Here is a 26,569-nt window from a genome sequence, read left to right as displayed (position 1 = left end):
GTTACAACACATTGACCTGTGTCGAAAGTTGAACTGTCCTTGCTGTTGGTTCCGGAACCCCGGAGCGGGTTTCCGCCGGGCCGCCGCCGAGGCCACGGGGCGATTGCATAGGCTTTCCGCGTGGTGTGGCGGAAGTTCTGGCGGGCGGTCGGCGACGCGCCCTTTTTCACGCCTGTCGCGCGGCGTGTGGTGACGATGGACCGGTGGCTGAGCCGGGCGACCCGGGGGCGCGTGGTGGCGCTCGGGATGGCGCCCGGGCTGTTGCTGACCACGGTGGGGCGGCGCAGCGGGGAGCCGCGGCAGAGTCCGCTGCAGTTCGTGGCCGACGGGGAGGCGTACGTCGTCGTCGGCTCCAACTGGGGTGGCGAGAAGGCGCCGGGCTGGGTGCACAACCTGACCGCCCAGCCGCACGCGACGGTGACCCTGGGCGGGCGGGACATCGCCGTCGAGGCGCGGGAGGCGTCCGGGGAGGATCGGGAGCGGCTGTGGCAGGCGTTCGTCGACCAGTGGCCGGGGTATCGGCGCTACCGGGAGACCGCCTCGCACCGGACGATCCGGGTCTTCCGCCTGATCCCGCGCTAGGTCGTCCCGCCGCGTCTGCCGGCCGTGTCGTCCCGCCGCTGGCCTCTCCGCGCCGGCCGGCCGCTAGTCCCGCTGCTCGAAGATCGCGTCGATCGACTCCGGCCGCACCTCTGCCAGGGTCGGCGGCTGCCAGCGCGGCCGGCGATCCTTGTCGATGATCTGCGCCCGGATCCCCTCGGCCAGGTCCGGCAGCCGCAGCATCGCCGCCGACAGCCGCAGCTCCTGATCGAGCGCGGCCCGCAGATCCGGCAGCCCGGCGGCACTGCGCAACGACCGCAGCGTGATCGTCAAAGCGGTCGGCGAGCGCGTGCCGATCTCCTTGGCGGCGGCCTGCGCGCCCGGCTCGGGGTGCCGGGCCAGCCGCTCGACGACAGCGCTCACCGAGTCGCCGCGGTAGCAGGCGTCGATCCAGCCGCGGGCGCCCGCGAACTCGCCGGCCGGCGCCATCTCGGCGAACGCCGCGAGCACCTGGTCGACCGGCCGCGTGGTGAGCGCCTCGGCCAGCTCGGCGAACCGTGCCGACGGCACGAAGTGGTCGGCGAGACCGGCAGCGATCCCGTCCGCCGCGCCCACCGGCGAACCGGTCAGCGCCAGGTGCGTGCCGAGCTCGCCCGGCGCGTGCGAGAGCAGCCACGAGCCGCCGACGTCCGGGTGCATGCCGATACCGACCTCCGGCATCGCCAGCCGGGACCGCTCGGTGACCAGACGCGTGGAGGCGTGCGCCGACACCCCGATGCCGCCGCCCATCACCAGGCCGTCCATCCAGGCGACGATCGGTTTCGGGTACGCCGCGATCGTCGCGTTCAGCCGATACTCGTCAGCCCAGAAATCCAGCGACCCGGTACCGCCGGAGACCGCGTCGGCGTGGATCGCCCGGATGTCGCCGCCCGCGCACAGCCCGCGCTCGCCCGCCCCGCTGATCAGCACGGTCCGCACGCGCTCGTCGGTCGCCCACGCGGCCAGCGACCGCCGCATGATCGCGACCATCTCCGGGGTGAGGGCGTTGATCGCCCGCGGCCGGTTCAGGATCAGGTGGCCCAGGTGGCCGCGGACCTCGGCGATCACGGGTGAGCTGCTCATCCGGTGATCATCTCAAATCAGTCGCCGGCCGATGCCACCTCCACCGCCGCGCACTCGGCCGGACTCCGAAACACGGGCACAGCTAGTCGGCGGTGGCGGTGACCAGGTAGGCGGCGGCCTCCACCCAGACGCCGTCCGGACGCTCGCGGGCGGCGAACCCCGCCGCGGCCGCGGCGAGAATGTGGTCCCGGTCCGCTGTCACGTCCAGGAGATCCCGGAGCATGGTGGCCCGTTTCGCGTACGCCAGAACGTCGCGCACGTCGTCGCCCAGCCGGACGGATTCCCGGACGTCGGTCACCCGTACCCCGGCGAACCCGGCCTCGCGCAGCATCCCGGTGATCCACGCCGGATCGGCGAACGGGTCCGCGACGGTCACCTCGCCTGCCGGGAAGGCCCGCAGCGGAATCGCGAACACCTCGTTCACCAGAGCGTCCTGCCAGCAGAGGAAGGCGAGCCGCCCACCGGCGCGCAGCGCGGAGCGCAGGTTGCCGAAAGCGGCCACCGGATCCTCGAAGAACATCACCCCGAAACTGCTGATCACCACGTCGAAATGGCCCGGCGGCAGCGGATGGACCTGCGCGTCGCCGAGTTCGTAGCGCGCGCCGTCCCGGACCGGCGCCATCGCCAGCAGCGGCTCGGAGACGTCCAGCCCGAGCACCTCCGCGGCGGTCCCGGCCAGGGCGACAGTGGTGTCCCCGCAGCCGCAGCCACGTCGAGCACCCGCTCACCCGGACGGACCGTTGTCAGCAGGTGCGGCAGCAGGGGCTCGCGGAGGGTGGCGTGGCGCTCCCGTTCGGCCAGCCAGCGGCGGGCGGTGTCGCCGTTCCAGCGGGTGATCTGACGTTCGTTGGGCACCGGCAGCTCCGCCCGCTACGCGTGGACGTGCAGAGACTTGCCGGAGACGTCGAACCGCTCGAACAAGCCGGTCCGCAACAGGGCGGCGTCGACGGCCCGGTCCAGTCTCGCGGCGGCATCGACAGAGGTGGGAGCACGGACCTCAGCGAAGATCTCGACCGAGTCGAAGAGTCCGTCCGCGACCCGCAGGGTGAAGCCCTCGAGGGACCTCGAGAGCGCCGCCTCGAAGGCCGCGAGATCGTCCGTGGGCAGCGAACCGCCCACGTACCTCACCGCCAGCCGCACCCGGAACCGGCGCCGCGCCTCCTCCGGCATCCCCTCACTCTAGAACGCCCGGCATCCCGGACCCGGCGACTGGCAGGACGAGAGGGACACGCGGACCCACCGTGCCGCCAGCCGGCCGGGTGCGGGTGACCGTCAGGGTTTGAGGACTACTTTCTCGCAGTCGTCCTGCTTGTTCTTGAACATGTCGAAGCCGCGTTCCGCCTCGTCGAGCGGCAGGGTGTGGGTGATGATCCGGGTCGGGTCGAGCTCGCCGCGTTCGATGCGCCGCAGCAGCGGCTTCATGTAGCGCTGCACGTGGCATTGGCCGGTGCGCAGGGTCAGGGACCGGTTCATCCAGGCGCCGGCGGGGAACTTGTCCAGCAGGCCGCCGTACACGCCGATGACGGAGACCACGCCGCCGCTGCGGCAGGACATGATCGCCTGGCGTAGCGCGTGCGGGCGCTCGGTCTCCGACCGGACGGCCTGTTTGATCCGGTCGTAGGCGGCGATGTGCGCGCTGCCGTGGGTGGCTTCCAGGCCCACCGCGTCGATGCACTTGTCCGGTCCGCGCCCGCCGGTCAGTTCCAGCAGCCGCGACCGTACGTCGACCTCGTCGAAGTTGACCGGGATGTGGCCGGCCTGTTCGGCCATCCGCAGCCGATACGGCTCCTTGTCGATGGCGATGACCTTCGCGGCGCCCAGCACCCGGGCGCTGTCCATGGCGAACTGGCCGACCGGGCCGGCTCCCCACACCGCCACCACGTCACTGGACTGGATGTCGCACATCTCGGCGCCCATGTAGCCGGTGGGCAGGATGTCGGAGAGGAACAGCACCTGCTCGTCGGTCAGATCGGACTCGATCTTCAGCGGGCCGATGTCGGCGAACGGCACCCGCGCGTACTGCGCCTGGCCGCCGGCGAAGCCGCCGGTCAGATGCGAGTAGCCGAAGATCCCGGCGGTCGGGTGACCGAACATCTTCTCCGCGATCCCGGTGTTGGGGTTGGAGTTCTCGCAGCAGGAGTACAGTTCCGCGGCGCAGGCCGCGCACGCGCCGCAGGCAATCGGGAAGGGCACGACGACCCGGTCCCCGACACGCAGCCGGCCGGGGTCGACGCCCGGGCCGACCTCGATCACTTCACCCATGAACTCGTGACCCATGATGTCGCCGTCCTGCATCGTCGGCACATACCCGTCGACCAGGTGCAGGTCCGAGCCACAGATCGCGGTGGAGGTGATCCGCACGATGGCATCACGCTTGTTCAGGATCTTCGGGTCCGGCACGTCACGGACCTCGACCTTGTTGCGGCCCGCCCAGGTGTTCGCCCTCACGCGTCCGCTCCCTTCGCCAGCTCGGCGTCCGACAGCGGCTGCGCCGGGCGTTGCGGGAACTCCTTACGGGCCCGTTTGCCCCAGGGGGCGCCGTCGGACCGGACCACCTCGCCGGTCTCCAGGACCTGCTTGAGCCGGCGCAGGTCATCGTCGAGCTGCTGGTGCGGTTCCTCACCGAAGTACTTGGCGACCGCCTTGCCGATCGTGCCGCCCGGGATGTCGTAGACCAGGACGACGTGTACCTCGGTGCTCACCCCGTCGGGGGCGGGCAGGAAGCGGACGGTGCCGGCGTTCGGCACGTCGGCGTCTCCGGTCGACCGCCACGCGAGCTTCTCGCCGGGCACCTCTTCGAGGATCTCCGCGTCCCAGCCGACGTCCTTGCCGAACGGAGCCTCGGCGGTCCACCGACTCGTCCGGTCACCGGTGGCACGGACCTGCTCGAGATGCGCCATGAACGTCGGAAGGTTCTCCAGATCGCGCCAGAACGCGTACACCTCCGACACGGGTTTGCGAATGGTGGTCGTTGCTGTCAATTCCATAGATCCTCCGTTACGTGCGCCCGGCACCGCCGGCATGGAACCGATGTCCTCGGTTCGGGCGACCCGCACCGCGGTCAGCAGGTCGGTCATGGTGATCCTGCGACGGCGCCGGTCAAGGCGAGCAGTGCCCGTGACCGCGCGGCCCTGTACACGGGCGGATACCCCCGAGAATCCGTCCAAACCGCCGGCAGCCCGCGAGATGTGGAGGAGTGACCGTCATGGGCCGCTTCGCCGCCGAATACCGCTCCCGATACGGCACCTCGCCCCGCGACACCCTGCGGGCATAGCCGATCCCGGCATCGGGGTCGGGGCTGGGCTGCCGACGACTGGGCCGGTGTCGTGGTTGGGCACGCCCGGTGGCGCCGACCGGCCGCGGCCTCGGTCAGACGAGGCCGGCGTCGTGGACCAGGAGGGCCAGCTGGGTGCGGTTGTCCAGGTCGAGTTTGGTCAGGATGTGGGAGACGTGGGTTTTCACCGTCGCCAGGGTCATGTCGAGTTCGGTGGCGATCTCGGCGTTGTTGTAGCCCTGGCCGACCGCGACGACCACGTCGTGCTCGCGCGGGCTGAGCGCCGCCAAGGTGGCCCGCGCCCGGGCGTACGCCCCGGCCTGCGTCGCCGCGCGGTCCATCAGCCGGCGGGTGATCCGCGGCGACAGGATCGGCTCACCGGCCGCCACCTGACGAACCGCCTCCGCGATCCGGGCCGGCGGGGTGTCCTTGAGCAGGAAGCCGCTGGCGCCGGCCCGCAGTGCGTGCAGAATGTTCTCGTCGGTGTCGAACGTGGTCAGCACGATCACCTCCGGCGGCCGCTGCCGCGAACGCAACCGCCGGGTCGCGGTGATCCCGTCGACGCGCGGCATGCGCAGATCCATCAGTACGACGTCGGGAGCGTGCGCGTCAGCCGCCGCCTGCACCCGGTCCCCGTCGTCCGCCTCGCCGACCACCGAGATCCCCGGCGCCCCGTCGAGCATCATGGTCAGCCCGGCCCGCACCAGCGCGTCATCGTCCACCACCAACACCCGCACCGGTCGATCCACGCCCGTCATGCTATCCACCGGGCCATCCCGCTCCACCCGGCCCGGGGTCACGCGGAAGGACAAGCGCCAGAGTCGGTCCCGCTGCCCGGTCCGAGCCGGCGCTGCCCGGATCCACCATCAACGACCAGCCCGGCGACCGCCGGTCAGCCAGTGTGGCTGGATCGCTTCGCGGACCGGGATCGCCGGTCAGCCAGTGTGGCTGGATCGCTCCGCGGACCGGATCGCCGGTCAGCTGGTGAGCGGCCAGGGGAGAGCCGCGTGCAGGCGGAACTCGCCGGCGGCCGCCTGGTGGTCGAGCCGGCCGCCGGCGAGCTGGACGCGCTCGGTGAGGCCGACCAGGCCGGCGCCGCCCGACCAGCCGGGTGGCGCGGGGCGGTCCGGGGTCAGGGCGTTGCGGATCTCGACCTCCAGGCCGGCGCCGGGACCGCCCCGCAGATCGACCTGGACCGGCTGGCCGGCGGCGTGCTTGCGGGCATTGGTCAAGCCCTCCTGGATCACCCGGTAGGCGGTCCGGGCCACCGCGGGCGGCGCCGCTCCCGGCTTGTCCACCACGTCGTGCAGCAGCACCTCGGTCCCCGCCTCCCGGGACTCCGCGACCAGCCGCGGCACGTCGGCGAGCACCGGCTGCGGATGAACGCCGTCGCCGTCCGGCACGTCGTCGCGGAGCAGGGAGATCACCTCGCGCAGCTCCTCCAGCGCCTGGTGCACCCCGTCCCGCACCACGCCGGCGGCGCGGGAGAGCTGCTCGGGAGAGGAGTCCGGCCGGTACTCCATCGCGCCGGCGAACGTGGCCAGCAGCGACAACCGGTGGGCGAGCACGTCGTGCATCTCCCGGGCGATCTTGCGGCGCTCCAGCATCCGCGCCTCGGCCACCCGGCGACCCTGCTCCGCCTCGGCGCGCCGGGCCCGCTCCCGCAGCGAGCCGATGAGAGCGGCCCGGGCCCGCGCCCACTGGCCCCAGCCGAGCAGGGCACCATAGGCGAACGTGATCAGCGCCAGCCACCAGCCGTAGGCCATCCCGCCGTTGGAACGCCACAGGCCCTGGATCGCGTGCGCGGCCACGCCGCCCACGGCCACCGAGGCGGCCACCGGGAAGCGCCGCCGCCGGGCCACCTGGAGCATCCCGATGGTGGCCGGGGGAGTGGCCATCGGCGAGACGGCGGCCAGCAGCGAGAGCACCGCGGTGGCGCCGACCGGCCGCCACAGCACCAGCGGCGTGAGCAGGCAGCCCAGCACCCCGGCCGCCAGGTCGAGCCCGAGCAGTGGGCCGGCCGGCCGGCCCGCCCACCAGGCGAGCATCGACACCGCGATCAGCACCCCGGAGGATCCGAGGAGCGCGGCGGCAGCGGCGGCCCGTGGTGGTCGCTCGGCAGGGGAAAGGCTGGTCACTCGGCGAGGCTATCGGCCGCCGGTCGGCCGCCGACACCATCAAAAGTTGGTGGTCCGCTCTATCGAAAGGTAGAGCTCAGCACATCGGCGGTCCGATGTGGGCACCCGGTCCGATCCGCGAACCTCATCGGCATGACATCGAACACGCAGCAGACCGCCACCAACCGTCGCACCGGCCGCCTGATCACCGTCGCGGCGGGCACCGCCGGGGCCCTGCTCCTCTGGGCCGTCAACGACCCGTGGGCCGGTCACGACCTCCTGGTCCGCCAGGGCGGCACGGTCCAGCACGTCGGCCCGGTCGCCGTCGCGGTGACCGCCTTGTTCGCCGGCTTGGCCGCCTGGGCGCTGCTCGCCGTCCTGGAGCGTACGGTCCGCCACCCCACCCGGACCTACCGCATCATCACGTCGATCCTGCTGGTGCTGTCCCTGGCCGGTCCGCTCGCGGGTATCGGCATCGGCACCCGCCTGGCACTGACCGCCATGCACCTCACCGTCGGCCTGGCCCTGATCCTCGGCCTCCCCGGCCGCCGCCACTGCTGATGACCCGCGCAGCCGGCCGCAGCGAAAGCGCGGCCGGCCGAGGACGGAGTGGCCTGCCCCAGGACGGAGCGGCGGGCCCAGGACGGGAGTGACCGGCCGCGGAAAAGAGCAGCCGGCAAAGGAAAGGAATGGCGCGAGCGGAAGGACGATCGGCCGGGCCTGATCAGACAGGTCAGCAGCGCAGAAGACGCCCGCCCGGCTCACACGACCGCGTAGTTCCGCAGCAACCGCAACGCCTCAGCCCCATGCGGCCCCCGAGTCTGCAACCCGGACGCCCCCGGCGCCAGCCGCTGCGCCCCCACCCGGCAGAACGCCCCCGCCGCCCCGGCGATCGACGACTCCGCCGCCGGATCCCCGTAGACCCAGCGCGCCCCGTCCGGCCCCCGCAGATCGCAGAAGATCGGCACCGCGGGCCGTCCGGCCAGGTGAAACGCGTACGGTAAAGTGCTGAACCCGAGCCATGCGACGTGCCGCAACCGGCCGGTGTCCGGATAATCGATCCGCAGTGGCCCGGCGATGTCCAGCGCGTGCGCCCAGTGCTCGGCGAGCCGCGTCGTGGCCAGCGTCCGCGGTTTCAGCGAGGCCGACACCCACCGCAGCGGCCGCCGAGGATCCGCCGCCCGCAACGCCCGGACCGACTCCTGCCGCGCGGCCTGCCACCGCGCGAAGATCTCCGGCCCGGGACCCGCCTGCGCCCGGACCATCGCACCCATCGCCGAGTCGACGGTCGAGCCGAATCGCCGCCAGTCGATCGCCCGCGCGTCACCGTCCGCGCTGGCCGCCACCGCCTCCTCGGTCTGCGCCAGGTGCAGCACCACATCCGCCACGGTCCACCCGGAAGCCGCCGACGCCCGATGCCAGTCCGCCGCCGAGAGGCCGCTCAGCACGGCCGCCAGCGTCTCCTGCTCCGCCTCAAGATCGTCAATGACATCCGCCATGTCACCTGACGCTACGGCCTTCCAGCGAAAACGCACCTCGCACCGGGCAAACCCATCGACCGGCGCGAGACCGCCTCGCCATCCGGTCACCGATTTCCGGTACGCCACGGCACGCCGCCCCGCAATACCGGAGTTGCTTTCCGGTACGCCGTGGCACGCCGCCCCGCGAAACCGTAGTTGCTTTCCGGTACGCCGCGGCACGCCACCCTGCATAACCGGGCTTGTTTTCCGGCAGGCCGCGGCACGCCACCTGCATAACCCGAAGATGCTTTCCGGCACGCCGTGAAGCGCCGACCGCGAGACCGGGCCAGGCGCCGCCCCATATCGAGCCAGGCGCGACTTCGCTACCGGGGAGGCGCGACCTCGATACCGGGCGGGGACGAACCCCGCACCGGGCGAGGACGAACCCCGCACCGGGCGAGGCGCCGGCCCGATACCGGGTGAACCGAGGTCGAAGCGGCCAAAACCTCTACCCGCGCCGACGCCGGGTCCCGCGCCGCCGCCGGGTCCCTCGCCGCCAGCTGCCATCCCCCGCTGCCAGCCGCCCGAACCCCACCACGATCAGCAGCGTCACCACCCCCGCCCCGACGAACTTCCAGGACGCCGGGATCCCGTCCGCGACCGGCTCCGGCGGTCCCGCCACGGGCTTCGCCGACCGGGCGTCCGGGCGTGGCTTCGTCGTGGCCGCCTTGTCCTTCCCGATCACCGACTGGATCCAGCCGGCCACCGCGTCCACCCGTCCCGCCTGGTCGGCCCCGGTATGCGGGCAGTCCGGCCCGTGACTCACCACCCCGACGACGGTGGCCGTCCCGTCCTCGGCGACAGTGAAGTACGGGCCACCCGAGTCGTGCTCGCACGGGCTGGTGGTCCGCTCCGGCCGCACCCCGGACATCCCGATCTCCAGCTCACTGACCGAGCTGACCCGGAACACCCCGGTCCGCGGCCGGTCCGGGGTCTTCGTGGTCCCGGCCCGGAGCAACCCGTACCCCACCAGCCGCACGCTCGATCCCACCTCCGGTGCGTGTCGGCCCAGCCGCAACGGCCGCACGTCGGTGATCGCGACGTCGAGCTCGGCCAGCGCCACGTCCGCCGTCCCGCTCTGGCGTACCGCGATGACCTGGGCGGTTTGTTTGCTTCCGGCGAGCGTCACCACCGTCTTGCGGGCCACCGGCCGGGAGACCCGCTTGCCGTTGACGTCCCGGAAGCAGTGCGCGGCGGTCAGCACCCAGTGCGGCGCGATCAGGCCGCCCGAGCACGAGCTGTCCCGGGTGCCGCCACCCTTCACCGGGATGTCGTAGTCGGTGAGCTTGACCGCGAACCCGTACTTCCCGGGCGATACGGCGGTGCCGTTCGCGATGGCGTGCGCCGGCTGTGCCGGGCAGCTCAGCGTGAGCCACGCGATCAGCGAGAACAGGACGAGGGTCCACTGCCGCATGAGGCCGCGCCCTATTCGAGCCCGTCCCTCGGGATCGGCTCCCCGACCCGGAAGTCCCGGAAGGCCACCTCCAGCCCCGCCCGCTCCGGCGAACAGCACATCAAGCCCACCTCGACGGTCTCCGGCAGGTCCAGGTGACCGAGCCGGACCAGCTCCCAGCCGCGGGCGCCGTCGCGGCGGTGCACGCAGACCGCGTCGCCGAAGCGGGTCAGCCGCAGCGTCAGCTCACCGTGGTGACCGGGCAGCGGCACCACCGACAGGTCGGAGCTGTCGCGGGTCAGCACGGTGCTCAGCTGCACCGCCCCGGAGGTCACCTCCAGCCCGGACTTGAGCCAGGTCCGCTCGTCGGCCCGCAGCATCAGCCCGGCCTGGTCGAAGCGTGCCGAGTGCCCGGCCGCCACCGTCACCTCGGCGGTGAAGTCGCCGCTGACCGGCCGGTGGTAGAAGTGACCGTTGTCGGTCACGTACCCATAGAACGTCTTGCGCCAGAAGTCCGTCTCGCGCCCGGTGACCACCCGGACCACGCCGTCCCGATCGGACCACTGTGGCGGCTCGTTGAGCCAGGACATCCCGTTCGGCATCACGTCACTCTATGCGTGATCATGCCGAGCCGGGGGTCACCAGACCTGACTCATAGGCGACCATCACTGCCTGTGCGCGGTCACGCAGGCTCAGTTTCGCGAACAGGTTTCCGATATGGGTCTTCACGGTGTGCTCGCTGAGGTGGTGGTGCGCGGCGATCTCCGCGTTGGACAGGCCACCGGCGATCAGCCGCAGCACGTCGGTCTCGCGCGGGGTCAGCCCGGTCACCGCGGCGGCGAGGCCCGGATCCGGGGTGCCGCGCCGGTGCAGCTGGCCGAGCACCCGCGCGGTCACCGCCGGTGCGAGCAGTGACTCCCCGCCGGCGACCACCCGCACCGCCTGGACCAGCTCGGCTCGCGGCGTGTCCTTGAGCAGGAACCCGCTGGCGCCGGCGCGCAGCACCGAGTACAGGTACTCGTCGGTGTCGAACATGGTCAGCGCCACCACCCGGCTGGCGGTCAGCTCGCACACCTGCCGGGTCGCCGCGACACCGTCGAGGATCGGCATCCGCATGTCCATCAGCACCACGTCCGGCGCGTGCTCGACCGCGGCCCGCACCGCCGCCGCACCGTCCGCGGCCTCGGCGACCACCTCGATGTCCGGCTCATTGTTGAGAATCATGGCGAACCCGGACCGGAACAGGTCCTGATCGTCGGCGATCAGCACGCGCGGCATCAGGCGTCCACCGGCAGGGTTGCCGCCACCTCGAAGCCACCCTCGATCATCCTGGCGTGCAGCGAGCCGCCGCACGCCTGGGCGCGCTCCCGCATCCCGACGATCCCATAACCGGGCGGGTCCACCGTGTCCGATCCGTATCCGTCGTCGGTCACCGACACCCTCAGCGAACTGGCCAGATATTGCAGGGCGACGCGCACCGACCGGGCGTTCGCGTGGCGCACGACGTTGGTCAGCGACTCCTGCACGATCCGGTAGGCGGCCACGCCGACATCGGCGGGCGGCACGACGGGCATCCCGACGACGTTCAGCTCGACGACGATCCCGGCTGCCCGGACCCGATCCACCAGGGTCGGCAACTGCGCGAGCCCGGGCTGGTCGAGCGGCCGGTCGGCGGGCTCACGCAGGCCACCGACCGCCCGTCGCAGCTGCCCGACGGCGTCTCTGCCGGTCGCCGCGATCGCCGCGAAGGCCGCTTCGGCCCGATCGGGATCCCTGCGCATGACCACCGGTCCCGCCTCGGCCTGCACCACCATCACGCCGAGCGCGTGCGTCACGATGTCGTGCAGGTCCCGCGCGATCCGGGTGCGCTCCCGCAGCACTGCCGCCTCCCGCTCGCCGGCCAGCCGGCGCTCCCGCTCCACCGCCGCCGTCCGCTCCCCGGCGAGCCGTCTTTCCCGCTCCACCAGCGCGAACTCCTGGTGCCGCCGCGCGCGGGCGCTCGTGCCCAGGGCGTACGCGAAAATGAAGGCGACAGCGAGGTAACGGAGCACCTCGACGTCCGGCTTCGGGAAGAGCACCGAGATCAGCAGGCCCACGGCGGTGACGCCGATGCCGAGCAGCCGCAGCGGCAGCGACGCCCGCGCCGCGAACGTGTAGAGACAGACCAGTGGCCCGACCGGCAGCAGTGGGGGAGCGCCGAGCGAGGCGGAGAGCGTGGTCGCCACGCCCACGGCCAGGCTGACCGGGACGAGCGCGCGGCCGCGCCACAGCACCGGCACCGACGAGGCGAGTGCGAGCGGCAGCACCCACCAGGCGTGGGGACCGCCGGCCAGGGCGGGGAGCACTGTCGCGGCGACCGCGGCCACGGTGACGGCGAGATCGGTGCCGGTCAGATCGGTGCCGCCCAGATCGGTGCCCGCTAGATCGGTGCCCGCTAGATCGGTGCCGGCGAGATCGAGGTATCGCTTCACGTCGGCAGTATCGTCCGCGGCGCGGTCGCCGCGCCTCCCTCCACGGGACCAGATCGAACCCATCCCGTACGGCGATCCGCCGGCCCGCGATCCGCCGGAGGCTCGGTGCCATGGTGACGATGACTGCCGCCGCGCTGAGCGGCCTGCTGTGGCTCGGTGGGTTCGGGCTGCACCCCATTCCGGTGCTGACCTGGCTGGCGCCGGTGCCGCTGCTCCTGCTCGGCGTACCGAAAAAGGCCCTGACCGCGACCCTTGTCGCGTGGCCGATCGGCCAGCTGGCGATGGCCGGTTATTACCTGCGCACGCTGCGGATCCCGTTGCCGGTGGTGATCGGGTTCGTGATCTACGGGACCGCGCTGGCCGCCGGGACCGTGCTGCTGGCCGGTGGGCTGCTCCGTCGTGGCCGGACGGTGACCGCCGTCCTCGCCGTCCCGGCCCTGTGGGTCCTCGGCGAATACCTGGTGTCGGTCCTGATGCCGAACGGGGCCTGGTGGAGTCTCGCCTACACCCAGGCCGGCGTCCGCCCGGTCATCCAGCTGACCTCGCTGACCGGCGTCTGGGGTGTCTCCTACTTACTGATAGCGGTGCCGATCGCGCTGGCCGCGCTGCTCACCCGGCCGAAGGCCGCCGTCGCCTGTCTGCTCGTCCTCGCGGTCAGCGCCGGCGGGTGGGCCACCTGGTCGCTGAACCGGCGTCCCGGCGCGGGGGAGAGGTTGGCGGTCGGGCTGGTCGCGCTGGAGCAACCCGAGGACGGGATGGCTCTCGATGCGGCGCCCGACCTGCTCACCCGGTACCTGGCGCGTGCCGAGAGCCTGGCCGCCCGGGGCGCGACGATCGTCGTGCTGCCCGAAAAGGTCTTCGGCGTCGGCTCACGGAAGGAGCTGGAGGACGCTTTCCGGCCGGTCACCGACCGCGGTGTCCAGGTGATCGTCGGGGCGGTGCTCACCGAGGGGGACACTCGGCGCAACGTCGCTTTCGTGCTGGGCGGGACGGGTCGGACGTACACGAAACAGCATCTGATCCGCGGGTTGGAAGACTGGTTCACGGCCGGTGACCAGGACCTGGTCGTCGGCCGGCGCGGCGTGGCCGTCTGCAAGGACCTCGACTTTCCCGGGCTGGTCCGGCGCTATCGGGCGCGGGGCGCGACGATGCTGCTCGTCCCGGCGCTCGACTTCGGCGGGGACGGGTGGTTGCACAGCCGGATGGCGGTGGTTCGCGGGGTGGAGAGCGGGATGACCGTGGTGCGGGCTGCCGATTTCGGGCGGCTCACGGTCAGCGACGCCACCGGGCGGGTGCTCGGCGAGGTCACGACCGGGGACGCGGAGCTGCTGGTGACGGTTACGCCGGGGGTGGTGGGGACGGTCTATGGGCGTACCGGAGATTGGTTCGTGATGCTGGCCCTGGTTCTGTTCCCGGTGGCACTGTGGCCGGTCAGAGATCGGTTCCGGCGAGGAGGATCAGAGCGCCGGCGGCGATCAGCAGGACTGCCGCGCCGAGGACGACTTTTCCCCGGGGCGATGGGCGAGGACCCGCGAGTAGGCCAAGGTACAGGCCGGGGAAGATGACTGCCAGGGCTGCCTGCGTCCGCGTCGCCGAGCCGGTGAGTGCCTGGGCGATCACCGCGACGAGCCAGAGCGCGATGACCGCGCCCAGCGCGATGAGCATCGATCTGCGACCCATGACTTACCGTACGCCGTCGGGGCGTGGCGTCTCAGGTCTGCGGATCGCTGCGGCGGAACGCGGCGCGATAGGTCTGCGGGCTGGTGCCGACGATGCGTTTGAAACGGTCGCGGAAGGCGGTCGGCGATCCGAACCCGACCCGGCCCGCGATCAGTTCGACCGGCTCGTCGGTTGCCTCCAGCAGGTGCTGGGCGCGGCGGATCCGGGCGCGCAGCAGCCATTGCAGAGGGGTGGTGCCGGTCTGCTCACGAAACCTGCGGTTGAGCGTGCGGACGCTCATCCCGCCCTGTGCCGCGACGTCGCCCAGGGTGAGCTCGACGTCGGTGTTCTCTTGCATCCACCGGAGCAGCGGTTCCAGGGTGGAGCCGCGCGGCGTCGGGGGCTGCTCCGGCACGATGAACTGGGCCTGGCCGCCCTCGCGTTCGAGCGGCATCACGGACAGGCGGGCGGCGTCCGCCGCGACCGCCGAGCCGTGATCCTGCCTGATCAGATGCAGACACAGGTCGAGGCCGGCCGCCGCGCCCGCCGAGGTGAGGAACCGACCGTTGTCCACGTAGAGCACCCCGGGATCGACCTCGATCCGCGGATGCCTCGCGGCCAGGAGCGGTGCGGCCCGCCAGTGGGTCGTGGCGCGCAGCCCGTCGAGCAGCCCGGTCGCGGCCAGGATGAAGGCGCCTGCGCAGATGGACGCGAGCCGGGCACCCCCTTCGGCCGCCTTGCGGAGATGGGACACCACCCTTTCCGGTACGGCGGCGGCGCCGTCGGCACACCCGGGCAGCATGATCGTGTCGGCGTGGAGCAGCGTGTCCAGTGGCCACGGGGCGCGCAGGGTGAAGGCTCCGGTGTCCACCGTCTCGGCGTCCGCGCAGATGCGCACCTCATAGGGTGTGCTTCCGTCCGGGAGCCGCACCCGGCTGAACACCTCGAGCGGCGTGGCCAGGTCGAACGGGATCACCCGGTCCAGCGCGAGCACGGCGACGATGTGCATGGCGGTCACCCTATGCCGCCGGACGGCCAGAACCGGGCGGAGATGGGCGATCGAGCCAGCTTCACGGTCCTCCGCCGCGCTCAAGATCGTCTACATTCTGACGCCATGAGCGATGCGGGCCACGGCGACGCCGAGGACAGTGCGGGCGCCGGCGACACGACGAGCGACGCGGAACGCGGTGGTTCTGAGAGCGGTGGCCCTGAGAGCGGCAATGCCGAGCGCGGTGGTTCCCAGGGTGGCGATGCCGAGCGCGGTGGTTTTCGGGGCGGCGATGCCGAGCGCGGTGGTTCCCAGGGCGGCGATGCCGAGCGCGGTGGTTCCCAGGGCGGCGATGCCGAGCGCGGTGGTTCTCAGGGTGGCGATGCCGAGCGCGGTGGTTCCCAGGGCGGCGATGCCGAGCGCGGTGATTCGGGGCGTGGCGAGTCCGAGCGCGGCGATGCGGAGGGTGGTGGTTCGGCGGGCGGTGCTAGCGAGGGTGCGGGTCGAGGGCTGCGCATCAGCGCGATGGTGATGTGTGCGCTGCTGGCCGCGATCCTCGGGGCGGTGGGGGGATCGTGGATCGCCGGGCGCGATTACGGGCCGCTGCCTGACGACGCCGCGGCCGTGCGCCTGGCCCAGGAGATCATTCCTGGAGTGGCGCCGGCGGGCGAGATCGACCGCCGCGACTACCGCTACGGCTCGCCCCTCGGCGACGACGAATCGGGTTCAGGTTATGTGGAGATTCCCTACGCGGAGACCGGCTTCGAGAGCGAGGTCAAGTGCGATCACGACCAGGCCGCCCGGGCCGGTGCCGAGGCGCACGGCTGGACCGACTTCTCCCGTGTCGACGGCTACCTCTGCGACAACTGGAACGCCCGGCGCGGTGACCTGGTGATCGCCTACACCCACGACCTCGGGCCGACGCTCACGATCTACCGGTCGACGACCGCCGCCGGCTACGGTGCCCTGCTCGGCGCCGGGCTCGGTGCGATTGTCGGCGCGGCGACCGGCGCTGTCCTGGGCCGCCGTCGTGCCGGGCTCGTCATCGGCGTCGTGGGCCTGCCCTTGGTGGTTCTCCTTCCCATCACGCTCCTGCTGCTGGCCGCCCTCGCCTCCGGCGGCGGCGACGGGCCGTACCCCGAGTTCTGGACCTTCTGGCCCAGCCTGTTTCGGCTGTTCACCCACGGATGGTTCAGCTGAGGACCGGTCATGGCGGGGCGGTGGGCGTACCGGGAAATGGCGGGCCGGTGTGGGGGCGGACCGTGAGCGGGCCGCGAACCTCGGGGAGGTGGGTGGGGCACCGGCCCTCCGGTGGAGACCGGAGGGCCGTGCGACTCATCCGGCTCAGCTCGTGAGTCCCGCCAGCGACCTTAGAGCTGCCGGCGGCTTCAGGTCGAGAGTCGAGCGGGACGGGGAGGCATCCCAGTCCGCGGTGATCGGGGCGATCGAGATGTGGTCGGCGAGGAGGGCGTGCAGGTCGGTGCCGCGGGGTGCCGCGGCGGCGTCGATGGTGACCGTGACCTTCCACTGGCCGGCGCCGTCCGGGGTGTAGGCCGGGCGGAACACCGGCTGGTGGTCCTGGCGGGTCAGTTCGACGCCACGGGCGGGACGGGAACCGTCGCCGACCAGTGGGTAGTTCACGTTCAGGCCCAGGCCGGCGGGGAGCAGCGGGCCGCGACCGGAGCGGGACCGCAGATGGTCGGCGAGCCGGACGGTGAAGGCGGCGGCCAACGGCATCGCGCGCAGCGTGGGCTGCGGGTCGCCGCTCAGGTCCAGGTCGGTGGAGACCGCGATGGCCGGGATGCCGTAGTCGAGGGCGGTGATCGCCGCGCCGACCGTGCCGGAGTGATTGGCGACTGCCGCGACGTTGGGCCCGAAGTTGGCGCCGGAGACGACCAGGTCCGGCGGGTTGGTGCCGAAGACCTGGTGCAGGCCGAACAGCACGGCCTCACCCGGGGTGCCGTCGACCGCCCAGACCTTCGGTTCGGCCTGCCAGGCACGGATCGCCGGGCCGTAGCCCTGCTTGGTCCCGACCCCGCTGTTGTTCGCGGCCGGGGCCACGATGGTGACGTCGTGACCGGCCGCGGTCAGAGCGGCGGCGACGGCGCGGATGCCTGGTGCGGTGTAGCCGTCGTCGTCGGTGACCAGGATCCGCAGCGGTGCGCGACGGGCTGTCCCCGCCGGTGCGGCGGTGGCTGCGGTGTGGATGCCAGTGTCGGGGGTGCGCGGTGTGGGGTGGGCTGTTCCGGTGGTGGCCGCGGCGCGGATGCCGGTGTCGGGGGTGCGCGGTGTGGGGTGGGCTGTTCTGGTGGTGGCCGCGGCCCGGATGCCGGTGTCGGGGATGCGCGGTGGTGCGGGGTGGGCTGTTCCAGTGGTGTCTGCGGCCCGGATGCCGGTGTCCGGGATCCGCAGCGGTGCCGGGCCTGCCGCTTCGGCGGGTGCCGCGGTGGCCAGGGTGAGGGTGGCCGTGAGCACGGCCGCGGCCGCGCGCATCACAGCCAGCCCCGCATCGAGTCGAAGAAGGCGTCCAGATCGTCGCGGTGGATGGTGTGCCCGACGCCGGGGACGACGCGGACGGTCAGGCCGCCCTCGCGCATCGCGGCGATCGGCTCCGGCCGGTTGCCGAAACCCTGCTCGGCGACCTGCACCAGGGACGGGACCCGCGGATGGGCCGGCGCCCCGATCCCGGTGGCCTCGCCGACCGTGTCCACCGTGGTGTCGTCCCAGACGGCCAGGGTGGCCAGCTCGATGTCGATGTCGGTGTCGTCCCAGCGCGGGTTGAGCGCCGCGATCTGCTCCCGGGTCGCGTGCTTGAACCGGCGAAAGACGGCGGGGTCGAGGGGTGGGTCCAGCTGGTCGGCCAGCCACGCCGGGTCGCTGTAGACGATCCGGTCGCAGTCGAGCCGGTCCGCCGCCAGGCTCAGCGACACCGCGCCCAGCGAGTGGCCGATCGCCAGGTCGATGTGGCCGGGCAGGGTGTCGGCCAGGTCGTCGGCCCAGTCCTTCGGGTGGTACGAGCCGCGCGGGCTGGCGCCGTGGCCGCGCAGGTCGACAGCGGTCACCCGGTAGCCGAGCGCGGCGAGGCGGGGGCCGGCCCGGTGCCAGGCGCGCGAGTCGGACATGATGCCGTGCACCAGGACGGCGGTCTTCCCGCCGTCACCCCAGGTGCGTGTGTTGAGCTGCAAGACGATCTCCTTGTGCGTGGTTCAGCGGACGCTGCGGACGGGGATGATGGCGAGTGCGCCGAGCACCGAGAGCACGCCGCCGATCAGGAACAGCTCGCCGTAACCGGCCGCCGTGACGATCATCGAGGCGACGAACGGCGCGATGATCTGCGGACCGGCGTTGGCGATGTTCAGGACACCCAGGTCGCGGGCGGCGTCCTCGGCCCGGGGGAGGACCAGCGTGACCAGGGCGGTGTCGACAGCCATGAAGCAGCCGAAGGCGAGCCCGTTCAGCGCGCCGAACAGCAGCATGCCGGTCCAGGTGGGACTGGCCAGCGGGATCAGCATGACCAGCCCGGCCAGCACCGCCGAGACCCCGATGAAGATCTTCCGGCGGTCGAGCCGGTCGGAGAGCACCCCGCCGGCGACGGTGGCGAGCGCCATGGCACCCATCGCGATCGGGGTGAGCACGGCGACCGCCCCGGCCGGGGTCAGCCCGGCCGGCAGCCGGATGTGGTCGGTGAGGATGTAGAGCTGGTACGCGCTGACCGTGAAGTAGCCGAGCACCAGCAGCGCCCGCCCGATGAACGCCCAGCGGAAGTCGTGGTGGGCCAGACAGGACAGGAAGACCCGGACCTGCTCGCCCAGGCCGGCCACCGGGGCCGGCTCGGCGCGCCGCTCCCTGGCGAACAGCGTGAAGGCCAGCGCGGCGCCGGCGACGACCACGCCGAGGACGAGGTATCCGGTGCTCGGGGTGCCGACGGTGGCCGAGGCGATCGCCACCCCGACGGTGCCGCCGATCGGCACGCCGAGCCCGACGACTGCCGAGGCGACGCCGCGCCGGGCGGCCGGCACCCGGTCGGGCACCACCGCGGTGAGCGCCGCCTGGTAGACGTTCATCGCGGCCTGGCCCAGGCACCAGCCGATGGTCACCAGCAGCACGGTGCCGGCGTGGCCGAGCAGGACGAAGACGCCCAGCGCGGCCAGGCCGCCGCCGAGGATCCACGGGTTGCGCCGGCCGGTGCGGTCGGAGAGCGCCCCGGCGATCGGGTTGAACAGCGTGGCGAAGACGGCGCTGACGCCGGCGACCAGGCCCAGGCTGGTCACCTTGTGCACCGGGTCGATGGCCGCCACCTGGGCGGGCACCAGCACGCCGCCGATGCCCAGGTAGACGGTGTACATGGCGACGTTGCCGAGCAGCAGCAGCGGCAGCAGGCCGCGGCGGATGCCGGATGTGGTTGCGGTTGCGGTTGCGGTGAGGTTCATGGAAGCGACCACCCATCGTGGTTACACGTGTAACGTTACTCGTGTAACGCGAATGTTCACACAGCTTGCCCCCGCGGCGCTAGAGGGGATTCGGCGTGACACGATGTCGGACGATGCCCGGACGCCCCCATCCCGCACGCGCGACCAGCGCCGACGTCGCACGCCTGGCCGGGGTCTCCCGCGCCACCGTCTCGTTCGTCCTCAACGACACCGAGCCCGGCCGGGTCAGCGACGCCACCCGCGCCCGGGTCCGCGCCGCCGCCGAGCAGCTGGGCTATGTCAGCCACGCCGCCGCCCGCGCCCTGCGCGCCGGCCGCAGCAACCTGGTGCTGATGCCGGCCAGCCAGGCCGCGATCGGCCGGCTGGTCAGCGACTGGCTCGACGAGCTGCAGCTGGCGCTGCACGAGCACGGTTACACGCTGGTCCTGCACGGCGGGCGCGGCGCCGACCCGGTCGAGGTGGCGCGCGTCTGGGCGGAGATGCGGCCGGCCGCGGTGCTCGCGCCGGTTCCCGGGCTCACCCCGGCCGCGGTCGAGCTGCTGCGCACCGCCGGGGTGCGTGCCGTCATCGCGACCGGGGGCGAGCCGGTGCCCGGCGCGCACACGATGATCTTCCGGCAGGACGAGCTCGGCCGGCTCGCCGCCGCCCATCTGATCGAGCGCGGTCGTCGCCGCCTGGCCGTGCTGATGCCCGGCGAGCGCGGCCTCGACGTGTTCGCCGCGGAGCGGCTGGCCGGCGTACGCCAGGCCGCCGGGGGACCGGGGGCCGAGGTGACGCCGGTGCCGCTGCGCTACGACTGGGACGACGCGCTCGCCCTGGCCCGCGCCTGGCCCGGCTTCGACGGCGTCTTCGCCTACAACGACGAGTACGCGTTGTTGCTGGTCCGGGCCCTGCAGGAGGTCGGCCTCGAGGTGCCCGGGTCGGTGGCCGTGGCCGGCGCCGACGACCTGCTGCCGGCCCGGATCGCCAGGCCCGCCCTCACCTCCGTGCGGATCGAGCCCGGCTCCGCCGACGAGCTGGCCGCGCTGGTGCATCGGCTGGTCGAGGAGCCGGCCGAGCCCGGGGTGGTGGGCGCCGTACGGATGCGGCTGATCGTCCGCGAGTCCACCTGACGGGCCCGCGCCGCGGCGATCCGGCGTAACGGGCCCGTGGATCTCCGTCCCGGCGGATAATTCGGTCGCGCCGTCAGCGACGCGGGGCACCGGACGAACCGACGCGGTAGGAGCGGTGATGAACTCTTCCGGCCTGGGCGAGTCGGTTCACACCCTGCGGGTGCGGGCGCTCGACGACGACGGCGGTGCGGTGCGGCTGACTCTGCACGGTGAGCTGGACCGTGAGGAGGTCGGCGGGTTCTCCGACGCGATCCGCGCGACGGTCCGCGAGCATCCCGGGCGGGCGATCACGTGCGATGCCCGGGGGCTGCGCTTTCTCGACGCGGCGGGGATCCGGGCCCTGCTGGTGTGTCACGAGTGGGCGGGGGCGGCGGGTTGCCGGTTCACCATCACCACGTGAGCCCGCTCGTGCACCAGCTGCTCCGGATCAGCCGCGTTCTGGAAACCTTCGGCGGCCCGGAAGTGATGGATTAACAGCGATCTTCCGGGGTACATCGACCGGTCATGGGACTCAGTGATCAGGAAATCATCAGCTCGGACCCGGACGGCCTGAACGGCGAGGGTCCGGCGGACGGCGGCGCCAACCCGGTCGGCCGCGACGGCGGCGCGGACGGCGGCGCGGGTAACGAGGGCCCGGCCGACGGCGGTGCGAACCCCAACGCGGTCGACGGTGGCGCGGACGGCGGTGCGGCCGGCGAGGGCCCGGCCGACGGCGGCGCCAACCCGGCCGGCCACGACGGAGCCGCCGACGGCCCGGCGGCCGGATGACGGTCCTCAGCCAGGTCGTCGCGGTCGGCCGGGATGCGTTCGCGGCGACCTACTGGGGTCGTCAGCCCCTGCTGTCCCGGGCCGCCGACCTCGGCGGCCCGGATGGTTTCCGCGGCCTGCTCTCCGCGGCGGCGGTGGACGAACTGCTGAGCCGGCGCGGCCTGCGTACCCCCTTCCTGCGAGTGGCCCGGCAGGGCAAGGTGCTGCCCGCCGCCCGCTACACCGGCTCCGGCGGCGCCGGCGCCGAGATCTCCGACCAGGTCCACGACGAGCAGGTGATGCGCCTGTACGCCGACGGAGCCACCCTGGTCCTGCAGGGCCTGCACCGCCTCTGGCCGCCGATCGTCGACCTGGCCGCCGGCCTCGGCGCCGAACTCCGCCGCCCCCTGCAGGTCAACGCGTACCTGACGCCCCCGGACAGCCAGGGCTTCGCCACCCACTACGACACCCACGACGTGTTCGTCCTCCAGGCCGAGGGGGAGAAGCGCTGGTGCGTGCACCCGCCGGTGCTCCCCGATCCGCTGGAGGAGCAGCCGTGGGGCGGGCGCGCCGACGAGGTGGCCGCCACCGCCGAGGGCGAACCGGCTCTCGACGTGGTGCTGCGTCCCGGTGACGCGCTCTACCTGCCGCGCGGGTGGCTGCACTCGGCGCGGGCGCAGGGTTCCCGGTCGCTGCACCTGACCGTCGGTATTCGCGGGCTGACCAGGTACGCGCTGGTCGAGGAGCTGCTCACGGCGGCGGCCGGCGATCCGCGGCTGCGGGCGAGCCTGCCGTACGGGAAAGATCTCACCGACCCGGAAACCGTCGCCGCCGAGCTCACCGCGACCGTCGACGCGCTGCGCGCCTGGCTGCCCACCGCGGACCCGGTGGCGATCGCCGGACGTCTCCGCGAGCGGTCCTGGCCGCAGGCGCGCCCGGCGCCGCTCAGTCCGCTCGCCCAGCTCGACTTCGCCGCGGCGCTCGGTCCGCACGACGAGGTCCGGGTCCGGCCCGGGCTGCGCTGGGATCTGGAACAGGCGGGTGACGAGGTGATCCTCCGGCTGACCGGGCGGAGCCTGCGCCTTCCCGCCTACTGCGAGCCGGCCCTGCGCCTGGTCCTCGACGGCCGGCCGCACCGGGTCGGCGAGTTGCCGCTGGCCGACGACGACGACCGTCTGGTCCTGGTCCGCCGCCTGCTCAAGGAGGGCATAACCGTCCCCGGTGAGTGACGGAGGACAGGACAAGCCCGAGGCCGGTACGCGCCGGCGAGCCCCCCGCGGCGGGACGCGCCGCTCATCCGCCGGCCCGGCGCAGCCGCGGGCTCGCCGTCCCCGCACCCCCGGCGATCGCCCGCCGCGTCGCGACCACCGTCAGCCGGGCGTCGTGCCGGGGCCGCCAGCCCAGCTCCACCCCGGCCCGCGCGCAGTCCAGCAACGGGGTGTCCAGCAGCAGGTCGGCCCAGGACGCGTCGAGCGGCTGCACCCGCAGCCACCACGCGGCGCCGAGCAGCCCGCGCACCACCGCACGCGGCGTCGGCAGATGCCGGCCGCCGAGCAGCCGCGCCAGCACCCGCGCGCTCAGCACCGGCTCGCCGGCCACGTTGAACGCGCCGGCCGCCCGAGCCAGCACCGCCCGCCCGATCAGGTCCGCGACGTCGGCCGCCGCCACCACCTGCAGCGTCGCCGAGCCCGGCAACGGCAGCACCACCGCCCGCGCGCCGAGTGGCTCGGCCAGCGGGGCGAGCCGCCCCAGCGCGAGCCGTGCCAGATCACCCGCCGCGGCCGGTTGCAGCACCGCCGGCGGCCGGATCCGGGTGATCCGCAGGTCGCGCCGTTCCGCCCGCACCCGGTCCAGCAGGTCCTCCACGGCCACCTTGTCCCGGCTGTAGGCGGAGCGTTCGCAGCCCCGCCGCGGCCAGCTCTCCGGTACCGCGAGGTCCCCGGTCCGCGGCGAGTAGACGGCCGCCGACGAGAGGTGCACCAGGTGCGGCACCCCGGCCGTGAGGCAGGCGGCCAGCACCGCGGCGGAGCCCACCCGGTTGGTGCGCGCCTGCGCCCGGCGATCGTGGCCGCCGACGATGTGCCAGGCCAGATGCACGACGGCGGCGGCGCCCCGGAAGATGCCGGCCAGTTCGCCGGCGGCGGCCGGCCCGGCCACGTCGACCGGGTGCCAGCTGACCCGGTCGTAGGGTGGCCCGGCCCCGGCCGGCGGCACCCGGCGCGCGATGCCGGCGATCGCGGTGATCTCGGGGCGGGCGGCCAGCCAGCCCAGCAGGGCGGTGCCGATGTTCCCGCTCGCGCCGGTCACCACGATCCGCATGCCCGCCGCCTACCCGGTGCGGGCCGCGAGCCGGCGTCCGGCGGCCGCGAGACCGGCTCCGATGGCCGCGTCGAGCAGGACGACCGGCCGGTGGCGCGGTGACGCCGCGGCGTACCCGAGATCGCTCGTCGCGTGCAGGACGTCCACGGCGGCGCCGCACCGGGCCACCGCCCCGGCCGGCCAGGCGGTGAGGACGGCCGCCTGGACGATCTGGCGGGCGCCGAGCACCCGGGCGAGCGCGGTCAGCGCCGGGGCCGGCGCCGGCCGCCCGCCCAGCCGTAGCAGGGTTTCCGGTGCGAGCAGCAGGGCGCAGCCCCAGCCGGCGCGAGCCGCGGCGGCGATGTGTGTCAGGTTCGGCATGGCACTCCCCGTTTACCACGTATCGGCCGGCGCAAACCGGTCGCCGGTTTAGCGCGGGGCTCCTGAGGTAAGCGGGACCCATGGGTCGTACACGAAAAGCGTTCTTGATCATCGGGCCGCTCGCGGCCGGAGCCGCGACGGTGGTCGCGGCCCGTCGCCGGCGCGGTCCCGCGTCCGGGGCACGCCGCCGGCACGTGGTGACCGTCTACAAGCCACTGCCGGAGCTGGAGGCGACGCAGCTGCCGGGTTCGCTGCGCGAGATCGCGCACCAGGTGGAGATCAGCCTGGCCGCCGCGCCGGGGGACCGGGGCACCGAGATCTCGGTGCGGGTGCCGGACGGCTCGCCGGTCACCGACGGCGAGGTGCGCCGCGCCCTGCGCGAGACGCGGTCGCTGCTGGAAGCCGGTGACGTGCTGCTGCCCTCCGGCCCGGCGACCACCGAGACCACGCCGCTGAACCGGCCGCTGCAGGCCGCCACCCGGCACGGCCGCGAGGGAGGACTGCTGTGAAGGCGTTGCAGTGGCAGGGCGTCAACAAGCTGGCCGTCGGTACCGTCCCGGATCCGGAGCTGCGCAACCCCGGCGACATCATCGTCAAGGTGACCCGCACCGTGACCTGCGGTTCCGACCTGCACCTGCTCGGCGGGTACATCCCGTTCATGCAGAAGGGCGACGTGCTCGGGCACGAGTTCCTCGGCGAGGTGGTGGAGACCGGGCCGGACGTGCGCAACCACCGGGTCGGCGACCGGGTGGTGGTCTCGTCGTTCATCGCCTGCGGCAGCTGCTGGTACTGCGACCAGAAGCTCTACTCGCTCTGCGACAACGGCAACACCAACCCGGCGATCACCGAGACGCTGTGGGGCCACGCGCCCAGCGGCTGCTTCGGCTACTCGCACGCGATGGGCGGCAACGCGGGCAGCCACGCCGAGTTCATCCGGGTGCCGTTCGCCGACGTCGGCGCGTTCACCGTGCCGGACGGCGTGAGCGACGAACGGGCGCTGTTCGCCTCCGACTCGGCGGCGACCGGCTGGATGGGCGCCGACCTGTCCGGGGTCAAGCCGGGTGACGTGGTGGCCGTCTGGGGAGCCGGCGCGGTCGGGCAGATGGCCGCCCGGGCCGCGGTGCTGCTCGGTGCCGACCGGGTGATCGTCATCGACCGCCTGGACAACCGGCTGCGGCAGGTGGAGCAGCACGTCGGCGCGGAGACGCTGAACTACGAGAGGACCGACGTCGCCGGGGAGTTGCGGGAGCGCAGCGGCGGCCGGGGCCCGGACGTCTGCATCGAGGCGGTCGGCATGGAGGCGCACGCGCCCGGCCCGCACTTCGGTTACGACCAGATCAAGCAGCAGCTGCGGCTGCAGACCGACCGGCCGATCGCGGTCCGCGAGGCGATCCACGCCTGCCGCAAGGGCGGCTCGGTGTTCGTCCTCGGGGTCTACGCCGGATTCGTCGACAAGTTCCCGCTCGGCGCCCTGATGAACAAGGGCCTTACGGTACGCGGTGCGCAGATGCACGGGCAGCGGTACATCCCGATGCTGCTGGACCGGATGGCCAAGGGTGAGCTGGTGACCGAGCACCTGGCCACTCACGTGCTGCCACTGGACCGGGCACCGGAGGGTTACCGGATCTTCAAGGAGAAGGAGGACGACTGCGTCCGCGCCGTCTTCCTGCCCTGAGCCTCGCGGGCCCCGGCCGCGACCGGCGGCCGGGGCCCGCGGTGTCCCTCGGGTGCTGAACGACGGCTATCGGGTGCTGAACGACCAGGACAGGATGTCCTGGGTGGACCCGACGTTGCCGGTGGCGCCGGTGAACCCGGCCCAGGCCGTCGGCGAGCCGACATACCGGCTCAGGTCCACGGCCCGGTCGAGGATCAGGTGCGGTTCCGCCTCGCCGCCCGGCCCGCCCAGGTACACCCGCAGGTTCCGCGCCGGCGAGTCGTAGACGACCCGGGCCCGGAACGGCGCCCCGAACAGCGGAACCGGTGCCGCGGCGGTGGCGAGGTGATGATCGGGATTGTTGTTCACGACCAGTCCGACGTGATTGTCGCTCGGGTCCGGACCATTCTGATAATCGTCGAATTCAATAGCGACACTGCGTTTCAGGCCGCGATATCCGAGACCGCCGCCCCAGCCGCCGAGCGCCCGTGGCCCGGACGCCTGCAGCACGAACGCGATGCCGTCCGCGCCGATGCCACGACCGTCCAGCAGCACCTCGAACGTCGTGTCGAACGACTTCGTGACGTCGACCTTGTCGTTGACCCAGGCCGAACCCATCTGCTCGTACCCGCCGTCGGTGAGGCGCAGCACCGGCACCCGCCCGGGACCGGCCCGGACCACCGCGGCGCTGCCGTTCACGCTCAGCGAGCCGGTGTCGCCGAACGTCGGGTACTCGAAATCGGCCATCGCCGGCGTCGCGGTCATCAACAGGAAAGCGGCGGACAACGCCCCGCCGCCACAGATCTTCCAAGTGCGTCGCATGGAGTCGAGTAGAACACCGGGGATAATCGGGTTCCGGACGA

General features: G+C 72.9%; 29 protein-coding genes. 10 read left to right on the top strand and 19 right to left on the bottom strand.

Annotated features, from left to right (window positions below; translation table 11 throughout):
• Window positions 1-120: 120 nt before the first annotated feature.
• Window positions 121-582, top strand: coding sequence for a nitroreductase family deazaflavin-dependent oxidoreductase (locus Actob_RS26655; protein ID WP_284914561.1), 462 nt, complete (start codon window positions 121-123; stop codon window positions 580-582).
• 63 nt (window positions 583-645) lie between these two features.
• Here Actob_RS26655 and Actob_RS26650 read toward each other — a convergent pair whose 3' ends face one another.
• From Actob_RS26650 to Actob_RS26620, 7 genes are all read right to left on the bottom strand, one after another.
• Window positions 646-1,662, bottom strand: coding sequence for an enoyl-CoA hydratase/isomerase family protein (locus Actob_RS26650; RefSeq protein ID WP_284914560.1), 1,017 nt, complete (start codon window positions 1,660-1,662; stop codon window positions 646-648).
• 82 nt (window positions 1,663-1,744) lie between these two features.
• Complete coding sequence (locus Actob_RS26645; protein ID WP_284914559.1) at window positions 1,745-2,320, bottom strand: class I SAM-dependent methyltransferase; 576 nt, start codon at window positions 2,318-2,320, stop codon at window positions 1,745-1,747.
• A 212-nt stretch (window positions 2,321-2,532) separates the two neighbouring features.
• Window positions 2,533-2,832, bottom strand: a complete 300-nt coding sequence (locus Actob_RS26640) for a hypothetical protein (protein ID WP_284914558.1) — start codon at window positions 2,830-2,832, stop codon at window positions 2,533-2,535.
• Between the two features lie 102 nt (window positions 2,833-2,934).
• The gene (locus Actob_RS26635) at window positions 2,935-4,110 is read right to left on the bottom strand and encodes a zinc-dependent alcohol dehydrogenase (RefSeq protein WP_284914557.1); all 1,176 of its coding nucleotides are present in this window, start codon (window positions 4,108-4,110) and stop codon (window positions 2,935-2,937) included.
• A complete protein-coding gene (locus tag Actob_RS26630; RefSeq protein WP_284914556.1) occupies window positions 4,107-4,613 on the bottom strand; it encodes an SRPBCC family protein in 507 nt (168 codons plus the stop codon). Before Actob_RS26630 ends, Actob_RS26635 begins: the two co-directional genes overlap by 4 nt.
• 418 nt (window positions 4,614-5,031) lie before the next feature.
• The gene (locus tag Actob_RS26625; RefSeq protein WP_284914555.1) at window positions 5,032-5,694 is read right to left on the bottom strand and encodes a response regulator transcription factor; all 663 of its coding nucleotides are present in this window, start codon (window positions 5,692-5,694) and stop codon (window positions 5,032-5,034) included.
• A 219-nt stretch (window positions 5,695-5,913) separates the two neighbouring features.
• Window positions 5,914-7,074 (bottom strand): sensor histidine kinase, encoded by a 1,161-nt coding sequence (locus Actob_RS26620; RefSeq protein ID WP_284914554.1) that lies wholly within the window; start codon window positions 7,072-7,074, stop codon window positions 5,914-5,916.
• Between the two features lie 132 nt (window positions 7,075-7,206).
• On the opposite strand from Actob_RS26620, the gene Actob_RS26615 reads away from it, so the two are divergent.
• Window positions 7,207-7,614, top strand: a complete 408-nt coding sequence (locus Actob_RS26615) for a DUF6069 family protein (protein ID WP_284914553.1) — start codon at window positions 7,207-7,209, stop codon at window positions 7,612-7,614.
• Window positions 7,615-7,814: 200 nt separating this feature from the next.
• Here Actob_RS26615 and Actob_RS26610 read toward each other — a convergent pair whose 3' ends face one another.
• The 5 genes from Actob_RS26610 to Actob_RS26590 all read right to left on the bottom strand — a co-directional run bounded on the left by Actob_RS26610 (window position 7,815) and on the right by Actob_RS26590 (window position 12,437).
• Window positions 7,815-8,552, bottom strand: coding sequence for a maleylpyruvate isomerase family mycothiol-dependent enzyme (locus Actob_RS26610; RefSeq protein ID WP_284914552.1), 738 nt, complete (start codon window positions 8,550-8,552; stop codon window positions 7,815-7,817).
• A gap of 469 nt (window positions 8,553-9,021) precedes the next feature.
• Window positions 9,022-9,987: a S1 family peptidase gene (locus Actob_RS26605; RefSeq protein ID WP_284914551.1), complete on the bottom strand. Its 966-nt coding sequence runs from the start codon at window positions 9,985-9,987 to the stop codon at window positions 9,022-9,024.
• An 11-nt stretch (window positions 9,988-9,998) separates the two neighbouring features.
• Window positions 9,999-10,568 carry a DUF1349 domain-containing protein gene (locus Actob_RS26600; protein ID WP_284914550.1) on the bottom strand — a complete coding sequence of 190 codons (570 nt, stop codon included), beginning with the start codon at window positions 10,566-10,568 and terminating at the stop codon, window positions 9,999-10,001.
• Between the two features lie 19 nt (window positions 10,569-10,587).
• Window positions 10,588-11,244, bottom strand: coding sequence for a response regulator (locus tag Actob_RS26595; RefSeq protein WP_284914549.1), 657 nt, complete (start codon window positions 11,242-11,244; stop codon window positions 10,588-10,590).
• A complete protein-coding gene (locus Actob_RS26590; RefSeq protein ID WP_284914548.1) occupies window positions 11,244-12,437 on the bottom strand; it encodes a sensor histidine kinase in 1,194 nt (397 codons plus the stop codon). Before Actob_RS26590 ends, Actob_RS26595 begins: the two co-directional genes overlap by 1 nt.
• Before the next feature lie 110 nt (window positions 12,438-12,547).
• Between Actob_RS26590 and Actob_RS26585 the strand changes: the two genes are divergently transcribed.
• Window positions 12,548-14,002, top strand: coding sequence for a nitrilase-related carbon-nitrogen hydrolase (locus tag Actob_RS26585; protein WP_284914547.1), 1,455 nt, complete (start codon window positions 12,548-12,550; stop codon window positions 14,000-14,002).
• Window positions 14,003-14,148: 146 nt separating this feature from the next.
• Here the strand turns inward: Actob_RS26585 and Actob_RS26580 are convergent, their stop codons facing one another.
• Entirely contained in the window at window positions 14,149-15,105 is a 957-nt protein-coding gene (locus Actob_RS26580) for a GlxA family transcriptional regulator (protein ID WP_284914546.1), read from the bottom strand.
• 105 nt (window positions 15,106-15,210) lie between these two features.
• On the opposite strand from Actob_RS26580, the gene Actob_RS26575 reads away from it, so the two are divergent.
• Entirely contained in the window at window positions 15,211-16,284 is a 1,074-nt protein-coding gene (locus Actob_RS26575; RefSeq protein WP_284914545.1) for a hypothetical protein, read from the top strand.
• Between the two features lie 144 nt (window positions 16,285-16,428).
• Here Actob_RS26575 and surE read toward each other — a convergent pair whose 3' ends face one another.
• The 3 genes from surE to Actob_RS26560 are packed head-to-tail and all read right to left on the bottom strand — an operon-like array spanning window position 16,429 to window position 19,514.
• A complete protein-coding gene (gene surE / locus Actob_RS26570) occupies window positions 16,429-17,577 on the bottom strand; it encodes a 5'/3'-nucleotidase SurE (RefSeq protein ID WP_284914544.1) in 1,149 nt (382 codons plus the stop codon).
• Window positions 17,577-18,269 (bottom strand): alpha/beta fold hydrolase, encoded by a 693-nt coding sequence (locus Actob_RS26565; protein ID WP_284914543.1) that lies wholly within the window; start codon window positions 18,267-18,269, stop codon window positions 17,577-17,579. The genes surE and Actob_RS26565 overlap by 1 nt, the downstream gene beginning before the upstream one ends.
• Window positions 18,270-18,290: 21 nt before the next feature.
• The gene (locus Actob_RS26560) at window positions 18,291-19,514 is read right to left on the bottom strand and encodes an MFS transporter (RefSeq protein WP_284914542.1); all 1,224 of its coding nucleotides are present in this window, start codon (window positions 19,512-19,514) and stop codon (window positions 18,291-18,293) included.
• 113 nt (window positions 19,515-19,627) lie between these two features.
• On the opposite strand from Actob_RS26560, the gene Actob_RS26555 reads away from it, so the two are divergent.
• From Actob_RS26555 to Actob_RS26540, 4 genes are all read left to right on the top strand, one after another.
• Window positions 19,628-20,626 (top strand): LacI family DNA-binding transcriptional regulator, encoded by a 999-nt coding sequence (locus Actob_RS26555; protein ID WP_284914541.1) that lies wholly within the window; start codon window positions 19,628-19,630, stop codon window positions 20,624-20,626.
• 118 nt (window positions 20,627-20,744) lie between these two features.
• On the top strand, window positions 20,745-21,026 hold the full coding sequence (locus Actob_RS26550; RefSeq protein WP_284914540.1) for an STAS domain-containing protein: 282 nt from the start codon (window positions 20,745-20,747) through the stop codon (window positions 21,024-21,026).
• 104 nt (window positions 21,027-21,130) lie between these two features.
• Entirely contained in the window at window positions 21,131-21,394 is a 264-nt protein-coding gene (locus Actob_RS26545; RefSeq protein WP_284914539.1) for a BatC protein, read from the top strand.
• On the top strand, window positions 21,391-22,602 hold the full coding sequence (locus Actob_RS26540; protein WP_284914538.1) for a JmjC domain-containing protein: 1,212 nt from the start codon (window positions 21,391-21,393) through the stop codon (window positions 22,600-22,602). Before Actob_RS26545 ends, Actob_RS26540 begins: the two co-directional genes overlap by 4 nt.
• A 64-nt stretch (window positions 22,603-22,666) precedes the next feature.
• Here the strand turns inward: Actob_RS26540 and Actob_RS26535 are convergent, their stop codons facing one another.
• Entirely contained in the window at window positions 22,667-23,692 is a 1,026-nt protein-coding gene (locus Actob_RS26535; protein ID WP_284914537.1) for an NAD-dependent epimerase/dehydratase family protein, read from the bottom strand.
• Between the two features lie 9 nt (window positions 23,693-23,701).
• On the bottom strand, window positions 23,702-24,052 hold the full coding sequence (locus Actob_RS26530) for a hypothetical protein (RefSeq protein ID WP_284914536.1): 351 nt from the start codon (window positions 24,050-24,052) through the stop codon (window positions 23,702-23,704).
• Between the two features lie 80 nt (window positions 24,053-24,132).
• Here Actob_RS26530 and Actob_RS26525 point away from each other — a divergent pair, with 80 nt between their 5' ends.
• Together Actob_RS26525 and Actob_RS26520 are read left to right on the top strand one after the other, a co-directional pair.
• Window positions 24,133-24,561, top strand: a complete 429-nt coding sequence (locus Actob_RS26525; protein ID WP_284914535.1) for a hypothetical protein — start codon at window positions 24,133-24,135, stop codon at window positions 24,559-24,561.
• On the top strand, window positions 24,558-25,727 hold the full coding sequence (locus tag Actob_RS26520; RefSeq protein WP_284914534.1) for a zinc-dependent alcohol dehydrogenase: 1,170 nt from the start codon (window positions 24,558-24,560) through the stop codon (window positions 25,725-25,727). Before Actob_RS26525 ends, Actob_RS26520 begins: the two co-directional genes overlap by 4 nt.
• A gap of 66 nt (window positions 25,728-25,793) precedes the next feature.
• On the opposite strand, the gene Actob_RS26515 is transcribed toward Actob_RS26520, so the two are convergent.
• On the bottom strand, window positions 25,794-26,528 hold the full coding sequence (locus Actob_RS26515) for an L-type lectin-domain containing protein (protein ID WP_284914533.1): 735 nt from the start codon (window positions 26,526-26,528) through the stop codon (window positions 25,794-25,796).
• Between the last annotated feature and the right edge of the window lie 41 nt (window positions 26,529-26,569).

It is taken from the genome of Actinoplanes oblitus, assembly GCF_030252345.1.
Lineage (GTDB): Bacteria > Actinomycetota > Actinomycetes > Mycobacteriales > Micromonosporaceae > Actinoplanes > Actinoplanes oblitus.
The sequence above is the reverse complement of the archived record's forward strand: the minus strand, read 5'-3'. Positions and strand labels throughout refer to the sequence as shown.

Excerpts from the sequence above, each read along its gene's own strand:
- Actob_RS26555 (WP_284914541.1), top strand. The coding sequence starts at position 19,628 with ATGCCCGGACGCCCCCATCCCGCACGCGCGACCAGCGCCGACGTCGCA.
- Actob_RS26525 (WP_284914535.1), top strand. The coding sequence starts at position 24,133 with ATGGGTCGTACACGAAAAGCGTTCTTGATCATCGGGCCGCTCGCGGCC.
- Actob_RS26580 (WP_284914546.1), bottom strand. The coding sequence starts at position 15,105 with ATGCACATCGTCGCCGTGCTCGCGCTGGACCGGGTGATCCCGTTCGAC.
- Actob_RS26515 (WP_284914533.1), bottom strand. The coding sequence starts at position 26,528 with ATGCGACGCACTTGGAAGATCTGTGGCGGCGGGGCGTTGTCCGCCGCT.
- Actob_RS26535 (WP_284914537.1), bottom strand. The coding sequence starts at position 23,692 with ATGCGGATCGTGGTGACCGGCGCGAGCGGGAACATCGGCACCGCCCTG.
- Actob_RS26575 (WP_284914545.1), top strand. The coding sequence starts at position 15,211 with ATGAGCGATGCGGGCCACGGCGACGCCGAGGACAGTGCGGGCGCCGGC.
- Actob_RS26650 (WP_284914560.1), bottom strand. The coding sequence starts at position 1,662 with ATGAGCAGCTCACCCGTGATCGCCGAGGTCCGCGGCCACCTGGGCCAC.
- Actob_RS26615 (WP_284914553.1), top strand. The coding sequence starts at position 7,207 with ATGACATCGAACACGCAGCAGACCGCCACCAACCGTCGCACCGGCCGC.
- Actob_RS26640 (WP_284914558.1), bottom strand. The coding sequence starts at position 2,832 with ATGCCGGAGGAGGCGCGGCGCCGGTTCCGGGTGCGGCTGGCGGTGAGG.
- Actob_RS26595 (WP_284914549.1), bottom strand. The coding sequence starts at position 11,244 with ATGCCGCGCGTGCTGATCGCCGACGATCAGGACCTGTTCCGGTCCGGG.
- surE (WP_284914544.1), bottom strand. The coding sequence starts at position 17,577 with ATGCGCGCGGCCGCGGCCGTGCTCACGGCCACCCTCACCCTGGCCACC.
- Actob_RS26550 (WP_284914540.1), top strand. The coding sequence starts at position 20,745 with ATGAACTCTTCCGGCCTGGGCGAGTCGGTTCACACCCTGCGGGTGCGG.
- Actob_RS26540 (WP_284914538.1), top strand. The coding sequence starts at position 21,391 with ATGACGGTCCTCAGCCAGGTCGTCGCGGTCGGCCGGGATGCGTTCGCG.
- Actob_RS26560 (WP_284914542.1), bottom strand. The coding sequence starts at position 19,514 with ATGAACCTCACCGCAACCGCAACCGCAACCACATCCGGCATCCGCCGC.
- Actob_RS26605 (WP_284914551.1), bottom strand. The coding sequence starts at position 9,987 with ATGCGGCAGTGGACCCTCGTCCTGTTCTCGCTGATCGCGTGGCTCACG.
- Actob_RS26610 (WP_284914552.1), bottom strand. The coding sequence starts at position 8,552 with ATGGCGGATGTCATTGACGATCTTGAGGCGGAGCAGGAGACGCTGGCG.
- Actob_RS26625 (WP_284914555.1), bottom strand. The coding sequence starts at position 5,694 with ATGACGGGCGTGGATCGACCGGTGCGGGTGTTGGTGGTGGACGATGAC.
- Actob_RS26600 (WP_284914550.1), bottom strand. The coding sequence starts at position 10,568 with ATGCCGAACGGGATGTCCTGGCTCAACGAGCCGCCACAGTGGTCCGAT.
- Actob_RS26530 (WP_284914536.1), bottom strand. The coding sequence starts at position 24,052 with ATGCCGAACCTGACACACATCGCCGCCGCGGCTCGCGCCGGCTGGGGC.
- Actob_RS26545 (WP_284914539.1), top strand. The coding sequence starts at position 21,131 with ATGGGACTCAGTGATCAGGAAATCATCAGCTCGGACCCGGACGGCCTG.
- Actob_RS26585 (WP_284914547.1), top strand. The coding sequence starts at position 12,548 with ATGGTGACGATGACTGCCGCCGCGCTGAGCGGCCTGCTGTGGCTCGGT.